This window comes from Marinobacter sp. R17 (assembly GCF_003789045.1).
Lineage (GTDB): Bacteria > Pseudomonadota > Gammaproteobacteria > Pseudomonadales > Oleiphilaceae > Marinobacter_A > Marinobacter_A mangrovi.
Window position 1 is genome coordinate 144685 of record NZ_RHGZ01000001.1, and the last position, 12252, is coordinate 156936.

10 protein-coding genes are annotated in these 12252 nt (G+C 62.3%); 8 read left to right on the forward strand and 2 right to left on the reverse strand.

Annotated features, from left to right (window positions below):
• The first annotated feature begins 5 nt into the window (after positions 1 to 5).
• The 6 genes from EB809_RS00655 to EB809_RS00680 all read left to right on the forward strand — a co-directional run bounded on the left by EB809_RS00655 (position 6) and on the right by EB809_RS00680 (position 8628).
• Positions 6 to 1622: an acyl-CoA carboxylase subunit beta gene (locus EB809_RS00655; RefSeq protein WP_123632639.1), complete on the forward strand. Its 1617-nt coding sequence runs from the start codon at positions 6 to 8 to the stop codon at positions 1620 to 1622.
• Positions 1623 to 1939: 317 nt separating this feature from the next.
• Positions 1940 to 3100 (forward strand): citronellyl-CoA dehydrogenase, encoded by a 1161-nt coding sequence (gene atuD, locus EB809_RS00660; RefSeq protein ID WP_123632640.1) that lies wholly within the window; start codon positions 1940 to 1942, stop codon positions 3098 to 3100.
• 4 nt (positions 3101 to 3104) lie between these two features.
• Complete coding sequence (locus EB809_RS00665; RefSeq protein ID WP_123632641.1) at positions 3105 to 3929, forward strand: enoyl-CoA hydratase/isomerase family protein; 825 nt, start codon at positions 3105 to 3107, stop codon at positions 3927 to 3929.
• Between the two features lie 11 nt (positions 3930 to 3940).
• Positions 3941 to 5917, forward strand: a complete 1977-nt coding sequence (locus EB809_RS00670) for an acetyl/propionyl/methylcrotonyl-CoA carboxylase subunit alpha (RefSeq protein ID WP_123632642.1) — start codon at positions 3941 to 3943, stop codon at positions 5915 to 5917.
• Positions 5914 to 6738: an SDR family oxidoreductase gene (locus tag EB809_RS00675; protein WP_123632643.1), complete on the forward strand. Its 825-nt coding sequence runs from the start codon at positions 5914 to 5916 to the stop codon at positions 6736 to 6738. Before EB809_RS00670 ends, EB809_RS00675 begins: the two co-directional genes overlap by 4 nt.
• A 57-nt stretch (positions 6739 to 6795) precedes the next feature.
• The gene (locus EB809_RS00680) at positions 6796 to 8628 is read left to right on the forward strand and encodes a long-chain-acyl-CoA synthetase (RefSeq protein WP_123632644.1); all 1833 of its coding nucleotides are present in this window, start codon (positions 6796 to 6798) and stop codon (positions 8626 to 8628) included.
• A 440-nt stretch (positions 8629 to 9068) separates the two neighbouring features.
• Here the strand turns inward: EB809_RS00680 and EB809_RS00685 are convergent, their stop codons facing one another.
• A complete protein-coding gene (locus EB809_RS00685) occupies positions 9069 to 10046 on the reverse strand; it encodes an NADPH:quinone oxidoreductase family protein (RefSeq protein ID WP_123632645.1) in 978 nt (325 codons plus the stop codon).
• A gap of 132 nt (positions 10047 to 10178) precedes the next feature.
• Here EB809_RS00685 and EB809_RS00690 point away from each other — a divergent pair, with 132 nt between their 5' ends.
• The gene (locus EB809_RS00690; protein ID WP_123632646.1) at positions 10179 to 10790 is read left to right on the forward strand and encodes a DUF2238 domain-containing protein; all 612 of its coding nucleotides are present in this window, start codon (positions 10179 to 10181) and stop codon (positions 10788 to 10790) included.
• Here EB809_RS00690 and EB809_RS00695 read toward each other — a convergent pair.
• Positions 10777 to 11319, reverse strand: a complete 543-nt coding sequence (locus tag EB809_RS00695; RefSeq protein ID WP_123632647.1) for a BLUF domain-containing protein — start codon at positions 11317 to 11319, stop codon at positions 10777 to 10779. The genes EB809_RS00690 and EB809_RS00695 overlap by 14 nt on opposite strands.
• 212 nt (positions 11320 to 11531) lie before the next feature.
• On the opposite strand from EB809_RS00695, the gene EB809_RS00700 reads away from it, so the two are divergent.
• The gene (locus EB809_RS00700; protein ID WP_123632648.1) at positions 11532 to 12158 is read left to right on the forward strand and encodes a trimeric intracellular cation channel family protein; all 627 of its coding nucleotides are present in this window, start codon (positions 11532 to 11534) and stop codon (positions 12156 to 12158) included.
• The last annotated feature ends 94 nt before the right edge of the window (positions 12159 to 12252 follow it).

The window sequence follows — 12252 nt, forward strand, 5'->3', positions numbered from 1 at the left end:
CGTTTATGCAGATCCTCGAATCCGCCATCGACCCCCAGTCCGAGGCCTTTGCGGAAAACGCCACAGCCATGCAGACGCACATCGACGCCTTCCGTGAGGTGGAAAAACAGGTCCTCGCCCTGGCCGAGTCCGCTCGGGAGAAGTTCACCAAGAGGGATAAGTTACTGCCCCGCGACCGCATCAACCGACTGCTGGACCGAGGCACTCCGTTCCTCGAACTGTGCTCCCTGGCCGGCTACAAAATGTACGACGACAAGGATGGCAGCATGGCCGGGGGCGGTATCATCGCCGGAATCGGAACCGTCAGCGGTATCCGCTGCCTGGTGGTCGCCAGCAACTGCGCCATCAAGGGCGGAACGATTACGCCCGCCGGTCTGGACAAGACACTGCGCCTCCAGCAGATCGCCATGGAGAACAAGCTGCCGGTGGTGTCCCTGTCGGAAAGCGGCGGCGCCAACCTGAACTACGCCACCGACATCTTCGTGCTCGGGGCCCGGGGCTTTGCCAACCAGGCGCGGATGTCGGCCGCCGGCATTCCGCAGGTGACTGTGGTTCACGGCAACGCCACCGCGGGCGGCGCCTACCAGCCCGGCCTGTCCGACTACGTGATCGTGGTGCGCAATAAAGCCAAGATGTTCCTCGCCGGACCGCCGCTGCTTAAAGCCGCCACCGGCGAAGTCGCCACGGATGAGGCGCTGGGCGGTGCGGAAATGCACGCCGAGATCGCCGGCACCGCCGAATACCTGGCCGAGAACGATGCCGATGGCATCCGCCATGCCCGCGAGGTGATGGACGCCCTGGCCTGGAACGAGCACCTGCCTCCAACCCGGGCACCGGAATGGGAGGAACCGCTTTATTCGCCAGACGAACTCCCTGGCGTCATCCCGGCTGACCCCAAGAAACCCTACGACGTTCGCGAGATCCTGGCGCGCATTGCCGACGGCTCCCGCTTCCAGGACTTCAAGGCCGGCTACGATGACCAGACCGTCTGCGGCACCATCCGCATCTGCGGGCATCGCGTCGGCATCATCGGCAACAACGGCCCGATCACACCAGAAGGTGCGACCAAGGCGGCGCAGTTTATCCAGCTTTGCGACCAGGTGGGCACGCCCATCCTGTTCCTGCACAACACCACCGGTTTCATGGTGGGCACCCACGCTGAACAGAACGGCATCATCAAGCACGGTTCCAAGATGATCCAGGCGGTGGCCAATTGTCGGGTGCCGAAACTGGCGGTCGTCGTGGGCGGTTCCTACGGCGCTGGCAACTACGCCATGTGCGGTCGCGGGCTGGATCCGCGCTTTATTTTCGCCTGGCCCAACAGCCGCACCGCCGTCATGGGCCCGGCCCAGGCCGGCAAGGTGATGCGGATCGTGGCCAAAGACAAGCAGCGGCGCAGTGGCCTGGAGCCCGAGGAAAAGACCCTCGATTTCCTGGAGCAGGCCACGGCCAAGAAGCTGGAGGACGGCTCCACCGCCCTCTTTGGCACCGCCCGGCTCTGGGACGATGGCCTGATCGACCCGCGCGACACCCGCACGGTGCTGGCGATGGTGCTGTCAGTCTGTCGCGAGGCGGAACAGCGCGAACTGCGCCCGAACAGCTTCGGCGTGGCGCGGTTGTAATAGGACAGCACGAACAATGTAGCCGATGCTTTAGCACGGGCTTGCGCTACTAAGCCTCTCTCCCCTGGAGGGAGAGAGGTTTGGAGAGAGGGGGACGAGGCGAGAGCCTCGCGGTGAATCGCCACCGAATTCTTGGGCGCCTTCGGCGCCCACCCCTCTCCCCAGCCCTCTCCCTCAAGGGGAGAGGGAGTTTGTGTGTGCAAACCGGCAACTCAGGTAACACCTAAAACCGGGAGCATAGGTTACAAAAGAACCACAGCAGAAAAACACAAAGAACAACAGCCACCACAGGCACACAACAAATAAAGGGGATCCACATGCTATTCACCGAAGAACACGAAGCCCTGCGCAAGACCGTCCGGGATGTCGTCGAGAAGGAAATCAACCCCCACTGCGACGAATGGGAAGACGCGGGCAAATTCCCCATCCATGACCTGTTCGGCAAGCTGGGCAAACTGGGGCTGCTGGGCGTTCACAAGCCGGAAGAATACGGCGGGATGGGACTGGACTACAGCTACAACCTGGTGGTCGCGGAAGAACTGGGCACCGCGTTCTGTGGCGGCGTGCCGCTGGCCGTGGGTGTGCAGACTGACATGTGCACTCCGGCACTGGCCCGGTTCGGCTCCGACGAACTCAAGCGTGAATTCCTGGCCCCAGCCATCACCGGCGAAATGGTCGGCTGCATTGGCGTCAGCGAGGTGGGTGCCGGGTCCGACGTGGCAGGCATGAAAACCACGGCCCGCAAGGACGGCGACGACTATGTCATCAACGGCGCCAAGATGTGGATCACCAACTCACCCAGCGCCGACTTCATCTGCCTGTTGGCCAACACCTCGGACGACAAGCCCCACAAGAACAAGTCGTTGATCATGGTGCCCATGAACACGCCGGGCATTTCCTTCTCCCCCCACCTGAACAAACTGGGCATGCGCTCTTCCGAAACGGCCCAGGTCTTCTTCGATGACGTGCGGGTGCCCCAGTGCAACCGTATCGGCGCCGAAGGCACCGGCTTCATGATGCAGATGGTGCAGTTCCAGGAAGAGCGCATGTGGGGCGCGGCCAACGTCATCAAGGCGCTGGAGCACTGCATCAACGTCACCATCGATTACTGCCGCGAGCGCCAGACCTTCGGCCAGCCGCTGATCGACAACCAGTCCATCCACTTCCGCCTCGCCGAACTGCAGACCGAAGTGGAAGCGCTGCGCGCCCTCACCTACCAGGCCTGCGAACTGCACATCCAGGGCAAGGATGTGACCCGCCTGGCGTCCATGGCCAAGCTCAAGGCCGGCCGGCTGGGCCGGGAAGTCACCGACAGCTGCCTGCAGTACTGGGGCGGCATGGGCTACATGTGGGACAACCCGCTGTCCCGCGCCTTCCGCGATGTCCGCCTGGTGTCCATCGGCGGCGGTGCCGACGAGATCATGCTGGGCATCATCTGCAAGCTGATGGGCATCCTGCCCGGCAAGCGCAAGGACTGATCCCATGACGACACTGCCCGATTGCAACACGCTGGCTCTGGAACAAAGGGGGCCGGTGCTTCACCTGACGTTGAACCGTCCGGACGCCCGCAACGCCATGAGTCTGGCGATGGTCAGGGAAATGGCCGCCGTCTTTGAATCCATCGCGACCGACGCCGACATCCGGTGTGTGGTTCTGCGTGGCGCCGGTGGCCATTTCTGCGCCGGTGGCGACATCCGCGACATGGCGGCGGCACGGTCCCAGAAGGCCACCGGCGACGCCGATCCCTTCCGCGATCTGAATCGCGCCTTCGGCCGACTGATCGAAACCGTCAACACCGCCCCGCAAGTGGTGATTGCCATTCTTGAGGGCGCGGTTATGGGCGGCGGCTTCGGGCTGGCCTGCGTCAGTGATCTGGCGCTGGCCCGGGATACGGCAAAGTTCGCCATGCCCGAAACCAGCTTGGGCATTATTCCGGCCCAGATTGCACCGTTCGTGGTGGAACGCATCGGCCTCACCCAGGCTCGTCGCCTTGCCTTACTGGGGTTGAAAGTCGATGGCCACGAGGCTTGCCGTCTGGGTCTGGTGCACAGCGTGGTTGAGAGCGACGACGCCCTGGATCGTGCGCTCGACGACGCCATTGCCAGCCTGATTCGCTGCGCTCCGCGCGCAACAGCGGCAACCAAGGCGCTGCTGCATCGGGTCGGTCACGAACCCATGCCGAGTCTGCTCGACGACGCCGCACAGCAATTTGCCGATGCGGTCCGGGGCGAGGAAGGCGCCGAAGGCACGATGGCCTTCATGCAGAAACGGCCGCCCGCCTGGGCGACAACCGACGACACGCCATGAGGAATCCGGCCATGATCCACAAGATCCTGATCGCCAACCGGGGCGAAATTGCCGTGCGGGTCCTGCGTACCGCCAAAGCCCAAGGATACCGTACGGTCGCGGTCTACAGCGACGCCGACGCCCACGCCCTGCACGTCCGCCTCGCTGACGAGGCTGTTCGCATCGGACCGGCGGCCGTCAATGCGTCCTACCTCAACGCCGAGGCCATCCTGGAGGCTGCCCGGCGCACCGGCGCCGACGCCGTCCACCCGGGGTACGGTTTTCTTTCGGAAAACGCCGGCTTTGCCGATGCCTGTGCCGACGCCGGTGTGATCTTTATCGGTCCGCCCGCATCCGCCATTGAGCTGATGGGCAGCAAACGCCGCTCCAAGGTGGCGATGCAGGAGGCCGGTGTGCCCGTGGTGCCCGGCTTTGAGGAAGCCGGCGCCAGTGACGACGTGCTCCGTCAGGCGGCCGAATCCGTCGGTTTTCCGGTGATGATCAAGGCCTCCGCCGGCGGCGGCGGGCGAGGCATGCGCCTGGTCCGGGAACCGGGCGACCTGGCCGACCAGATCCAGCGTGCCCGCTCGGAGGCCAAGAACGCCTTCGGCGACGATGAGCTGATTCTGGAAAAGGCGGTGATCGAGCCGCGCCACATCGAGATCCAGGTTTTCGCCGACACCCACGGCAACGTCATCCATCTCGGCGAGCGGGACTGCTCCATCCAACGCCGCCACCAGAAGGTGGTTGAAGAAGCGCCTTCTCCGTTCATGACGCCGGAGCTGCGGGCCGCCATGGGCGAGGCGGCGGTCAAGGCCGCGAAAGCGTGCCACTACGTAGGCGCCGGTACCGTCGAGTTCCTCGTGGACCAGGATCGCCATTTCTACTTCCTGGAGATGAACACGCGGCTTCAGGTGGAACATCCGGTGACCGAGTTCGTCACCGGCCAGGACCTGGTGCACTGGCAGCTCCTGGTAGCTGAAGGCGCCGAACTCCCCCTACGACAAGACGACGTCATGCTGACCGGCCACGCCGTCGAGGTGCGTCTGTACGCGGAAGATCCCGCCGATCAGTTCATGCCGCAGACCGGGACACTGGCCGACTACTCGCCCGCCCCGGTCGACGGCGTTCGCTACGACAGCGGCGTGCAGACCGGCGATACCATCACGCCCTTCTACGACCCCATGCTGGCCAAGGTGATCGCCTACGGTAGTACCCGCACCGACGCCATTCGTCGGCTGCGACGGGCCCTGGAAGACACCCGCGTGATGGGCGTAACCACCAACCGCTCGTTCCTGAGTCACATCCTCGGTCACCCTGGTTTTGCTGCCGGGGAAGCCACGACGGCCTTCCTGGAAAAGGAGTTCGCGGATGACCCGAGTCTGAAAGCAGCGGCTCCCTCTCTCAACGAGCTGGGCCTGGCTGCGGTCATCTTCGCCCAACGGGCCGGCGAGACCGGAGGCCGCTGGAGCAACAGCCTGCCCACCCCTCTGCCGTTTCGCCTGGCAACGGGCGACACTCACCACGAACTGGCCCTGCAGTGGCACAGTGGCGGAACGGTGGATGTGATTCAGGGAGAGGCTCGGGTTTCACTGGCGGTTGTGGCGATAAACGGGACAGAGCTGGACTATATCGACAATGGCGTTCGTCAGCGTTGCCAATATCACTCTGACGGCGATCACCTATATTTGCAGCAGCTCAGCCGGAGTCTGCACGTCTGCGACGTGACCCACGCGCCCGCCTCTGCCCTTGAGGGCAGTGCGTCGGACCGGGTGCTGGCCTCGATGGACGGCGCCATCATCGACGTCCGCGCCGAGGCCGGCCAGACGGTGAAACGGGGTGATACGCTGGTAGTGCTGGAAGCCATGAAAATGGAGCACCCGCTGGTGGCAGAACGGGACGGCGAGATTGCCGAAGTCCACGTCAGCGCCGGCAGCCAGGTCAAACGTCGCCAGCTGCTGGTCAAACTCACCAGCGACGACGCATCCAACGAAGGAGCCACGGCATGAGCATGCAAGGCAAAACCGTATTCATTACCGGCGGCAGCCGGGGCATCGGCCGGGCGATTGCCCTGGCCTGCGCCAGAGAGGGCACCAACGTGGTGATCGGCGCCAAGTCGGACAAACCGCACCCGAAACTGCCGGGGACGATTCATACCGTCGCCGGGGAAATCGAGGCGGCCGGCGGCCGGGCACTGCCGCTGGTGCTGGATGTCCGCGATGAGACGCTGGTCCGGGAACGGATCGACGAGGCGGGTAAACATTTTGGGGGCATTGATGCCCTGGTCAACAACGCCGGTGCCATTCGCCTGCAGGGCGTCGAAAAACTGCCGGTGCGGCGCTACGACCTGATGCACGAGGTCAACGCCAGGGCCGTCTTTACCTGTTCCCAGGCTGCCCTGCCCTGGCTCAAGCAATCCGGGAGCGGGCATATTCTGAGTCTGTCGCCGCCGATTAACCTGGCACCGAAATGGTTCGCACAATACGGCGCCTACACGACCACAAAATACGCCATGACCATGCTGACGCTCGGCATGGCCGAAGAATTCCGGCCCTATGGCATTGCGGTAAATGCCCTGTGGCCGAAGACCCTGATCTCGACGGCGGCTATCGAGTTTGAAGTGGGCGGCGCCGCAATGATGGCGCAGGGGCGCAAGCCGGACATCATGGCCGATGCAGCGGTGACGATCCTGGGCCACAGCGCCGATACGCTGACCGGCCAGGCGCTGATCGACGAAGACGTGCTGCGCCGGGCCGGGGTCTCGGACTTTGAAGGTTATCGATACGCGCCCGGCGACAAGCCGCTGCTGCCGGATCTGTTTCTCGATTAGAACTTCGGGCTGTCGGTCCGGAGTCCGTTTTTCATAATAAGACGCACGGAACGACGCATGAGCCAAGACACCATCTCAGTACGTGACATTGCCCGACAACTGCCCGGCGTGGTCCGCCGGGCACCGGCCATCGCCAAGGGGCTCTACTACTACTCCATCAAGAATGACCAGAAGGAGCTGACCCTCGGCACCCTGATCGAGCACAACGCCGAAAAGTACGGGACCCGTCCGGCGGTCCTGTACGACGACCGGCGCCTGACCTACACCGAGTTCAACGCCTGGGCCAATCGCATCGCACACTACCTGCGCGCGGCGGGCCTGACCCGGGGCGACAGCATTGCCATCTTCCTCGAGAACCGGCCGGAACTGTTGGCCATGGTGGCCGGCGCCGCCAAGATCGGCGTGGCCTGCGCGATGCTGAACACCTCCCAGAAAGGCAAGGTACTGGCCCACAGCATCAACCTGATCTCGCCCCGGATGATTGTGGTGGGTGAAGAGCTGGTCGATACCTTTGAAGGCGTGCGCGAGGAGGTGGCCCTGGGTCACGACCACCCATACCTGTTTATGCCCGATACGGACTCGCTGAAAGACTTCGGCACCACGCCACAGGGCTACATCAACCTTGCCGAGCAAGTGAGTGCTTACCGGGGCGACAACCTGACGGTGAAGGATCGTCCCAGACTCGGTGATACCGCCGTCTACATCTACACCTCCGGCACCACCGGCCTGCCCAAGGCGGCCCCGGGGTCCCACCGCAAGTTCATCAAGGCCTACGGCGGTTTCGGACTGATGACCCTGAACATGGGGCCGCAGGACGTGCTGTATTGCACCCTGCCGCTGTATCACGCCACTGCGCTGCTGGTTTGCTGGGGCTCGGTCCTGTCCGGCGGTTCCGCCATCGCCGTGCGCCGCAAGTTCTCCGCCAGCGCGTTCTGGGACGACATCCGTCGCTACGGCGCCACCACGTTCGGCTATGTAGGGGAACTCTGCCGCTACCTGCTGAACCAGCCGGCCAGTCCGAACGACCGTAATCACACGCTGACCAAGATGATTGGCAATGGCCTGCGGCCATCGATCTGGAAGCCCTTCAAGGAGCGCTTTGGTATCGAGACGGTAGCGGAACTCTATGCCTCCAGCGAGGGCAACATCGGTTTCAGCAACTTCTTCAACATGGAAAACACCGTTGGCTTCTCGACGGCGCCTTACGCCCTGGTGAAATACCATGAGGGCACCCGCGACCCGATCCGCAACGCCAAGGGCCGCATGGAGAAGGTCAAGTCCGGTGAGCCCGGACTGCTGCTGGGTGAAATCACCGCCAAGTGGTCGTTCGAGGGCTACACCCAGAAGGAAGCCACGGAAAAATCCATACTGCGGGATGTCTTCAAGAAGGGGGACGCCTGGTTCAACACCGGCGACGTCCTCAAGGAAATCGGCTGCCGCCACCTGCAGTTCGTCGATCGCATGGGCGACACCTTCCGCTGGAAGGGCGAGAACGTCTCCACCACCGAAGTGGAAAACATCATTGACGAATCCGGACTGGCCGAGGAGGCCATCGTCTATGGCGTGGAAATTCCTGGGACCAACGGCAAGGCGGGTATGGTGACACTGGTTCCGCAGGACAGCAGCGTCGAGAGCTTCGACATCGACCGACTGTTCCGCTACCTGCAGGACAATCTGCCGCCCTATGCGATTCCGGTATTTGTCCGCGTGACCTCTGCCATCGAGAAGACCGGCACGTTCAAATACAAGAAAGTGGATTTGAAGAAAGCCGGGTATTCCGTGGATCGACCGGGCGAGCGGGTGTATGCCTGGTTGCCGAGAGAGAAAGGGTACACGCTGGTCGACGAAGCGCTGGTGAAGCGGATTGATGGTGGGGAAGTCCCTTTTTAAAAGGCGACAACACGGGAGTTCGCCAAACAATGTAGCGGACGCTTCAGCTTCCGAGCAGGCCGCAGGCCTGCCCGATAGACCCGGGGCCCTGACGGGCCCTCCGAAGCTGAAGCGTCGGCTACATTAAAGATGGTAACCGCAAGTATCGTAGGTTGGGCTGACGCAGGAAGCCCAACAAGCCGGGTTTACGGCCCATTTCATTCAATCCAGAGGGCGCCAGACCGGTTTCTGAGATTCCATGGTCAGGCATGTCCGCGATAATGGGAAAGCCCGGTACCCGCCCTGGAGCTCACCAAACAATGTAGCGGACGCTTCAGCTTCCAAGCAGGCCGCAGGCCTGCCCGATAGACCCGGGCCCTGGCGGGCCCTCCGAAGCTGAAGCGTCGGCTACATTAAAGATCGTGACCGCAGGCCGAGCGATACGATCGCGACCTCACAGGTCAGCCGACTTTGAGAACCACCTTACCCGTCGCCTTGCGCCCGGTCAGCGCGTTCAGCGCACCCACATAATCCTCGAACGCAAACGTCTCGCTGATCTTCGGCTTGATCTTGCCTTCGCCATAGAGCTTCAGCAGATCCATCATGTTCTGGGCGCTGACCTCCGGCTCCATCCGGGTGAAGTTACCCCAGAAGACGCCGATCAACGCGCAGCCTTTCAGCAGGGTCAGGTTCGCGGGCACTTTCGGAATGTCGCCCGCAGCGAAGCCGATGACCAGGTGACGACCGTTCCAGGCCATGGCACGCAGGGCCTGTTCGGTGAAATCACCGCCCACCGGGTCGTAGATCACGTCCACGCCCTTGTTGTTGGTCAGCTTCTTGACCGTCTCTTTCAGCGGCTCTTCGGAATAGTTGATCAGTTCGTCAGCACCCGCCTCTTTGGCGATGGACAGCTTCTCGGCGCTGCTGGCCGCGGCGATCACGTGGGCGCCCATGGCCTTGCCCAGCTCCACCGTCGCCAGGCCCACGCCGCCGCTGGCGCCCAGGACCAGCAGGGTCTCGCCCGGCTGGATGTTGGCGCGCTGCTTGAGGGCGTGATAGGAGGTGCCGTACACCATGGTAAAGGCGGCGGCTTCTTCATCGCTCATGCCATCGGGAACGGGCAGCAGGTTGGCTTCGGCGGCTACGATTTCCTCGGCGAAGGCACCGAACCCGGTCAGCCCCATCACGCGGTCGCCGGGCTTGAAGCGAGTGACCTTTTCACCGACGTCCATCACTTCCCCGGCCATCTCACCGCCCGGTGAGAACGGCATGTTGGGCTTGAGCTGGTACTTGCCTTCGATGATCAGGGTGTCCGGGAAGTTGAGGCCGGCCGCCTTCACACGAATCTTGACGCCACTGCCCTTGGCTTCGGGGGATGTCACATCTTCGATGACCAGCGTGTCAGCCGGGCCATATTCCTTACACAGAATGGCGCGCATGATGCCCTCTCTTGTTGTGATTGCTTCAAGGAATGGATGCGGTCAAGCTAATGCGATTGACAGGATGAGGCAAATCAATATCGGTTATGCTACTCCATCAATGGCATTTATAAACAGGGAGAGTGACGACACATGATGTACGCGTGGACGGCGATTTTTGCGGCGGTGTTGACCTGGTCTGGCATTCAGCCGACCGACCGCATGACCTGGGTCCTGGAAGTGCTTCCGGCGGTGATCGGCGCCGTGGCCCTGGCCGTCACCCGCAACCGGTTCCCGCTGACGCCCCTGCTCTACGGCCTGATCCTGATCCACTGCATCATCCTGATGGTCGGCGGGCATTACACCTATGCCCAAGTACCGCTGTTCGACTGGCTGGGCGATGCGTTTGGCTGGGAACGCAACAACTACGACAAGCTGGGCCATTTTGCCCAGGGCTTCGTGCCGGCGATGATCGCGCGGGAAATCGTTGTGCGGCGCGAAGTGATACGCCCCGGCGCCTGGACCAGCTTCTTCGTGGTTTGCTTCTGTCTGGCGCTGAGCGCCTTCTATGAACTGATCGAATGGTGGGTGGCATTGGCCAGCGGTCAGGGTGCCGAGGCGTTCCTGGGCACCCAGGGCTATGTGTGGGACACCCAATCCGACATGCTTTGGTGCTTAAGCGGAGCCATCATCGCGCTGTTGATCCTGTCCCGGGTGCATGACCGGCAGATGCAGCGCCAGACTCCCGACCTTACAACAGGATAGCGCCGACCGCGGCCAGCCCGATGATGACGACAGCACCGGCAATGAGCAGGGCGGCCTTTTCGAACCGGTCCTGACTGCCGCGTTTCTGAGTGCCATCAAAGCCTTCGGGGCCGCGACGCAGGCAGTTGATCATCGCCTGCGTCAGGGCGCCGTCGAAGACGAACGGGTTGAATCGTTCCATCCCCGAATCCCGCAGCAGCGCCTTCACATCCGCTTCAATCGGCACGTATTTCATGGACCAGTCCGGGAACGAACGCTTCTGGATCGGCTCTTCCAGAAGCAGCGTCACATCTCGATGATGCTCGTCATCCCGCAGGCGGTTGAACAGGTCGTGAACCGCTTCCGATTCCCCTTCCAGGCACTGGAAAAAGAAGCCGTCGCCAAAATAGAGCCCACCCACCAGGCCCTGCTTGGGGTTGTTCCGGCGGGAACTCATCAGAATACGCGCCACGTGAGGCTCCACACCCTGGTTTTCCGGACGCGGATTAAAGTTGGCCCTGCTGGCGTAGGCCAGACGGATCAATGCCATGCCTGAACTCCTGCATCAGGTTGGATCGGAAAATCATTAACCTGAGGTTTTACAGGCCTCTATGGGATTTGGATCACATGATTGCGGAAAACGGCTACCCATACGGGATGAAGCAACACTGCTTTTCCGGTATCCTTCGCGCCCTTCTGATCAGTAACTGAACAGGTCGGGCCGATAACCGGCACGTCCGACGTCTTTGACCGGCTGTTGAAATGCATTCGCCCGATATTCTCTATTGCCTCGAAACCATTGGCATCGTCGCCTTTGCCCTGTCCGGGATGATCGTGGCCCGCAAGGCCAACATGGATCCGGTCGGTATATTTGCCATCGCTTTCGTGACGGCCCTTGGCGGCGGCACTCTGCGGGACCTGATTCTCGATAATCACCCGCTTTACTGGATCAATCACCAGGAAATGCCCGTCCTGATCCTGGTGATGACCCTGCTGTTCACCTGCTTCCGCCCTTTGTCACGCCTCCGCGAATCCAATATCGTGCTGCCGGATGCCATTGGCCTTGGCGTGTTTTCCATTCTGGGCGCCCAGTTTGCGCTCGACCAGGGCCACTCCTGGTTCATTGCCTCGCTGCTCGGCGTGATCACCGGCACGTTTGGCGGCGCCCTGCGCGACACCCTGTGCAACGAAGTGCCTTTTATTTTCCGCAAAGACCAGATTTACGCCTCCATTTCATTTGCGGGATGCTGGCTATACTTCGTGTGCCGATGGGCATTGGCGAACGACACGCTCGCGCTGGCCATCGGCCTGCTGTTTATCGTGGCGATCCGTCTGCTGGCCGTACACTTTGACATCCGGCTGCAACGCGATGCCGAAGCCCATGGATGACCGCGCACTTGGCCAACACCGTTACGACCGCTAAGATGCGCGGTTTTTCCGGGGCAGGGACGTCCTGAACCAGAGGCCCAATCGGCCTGACAAT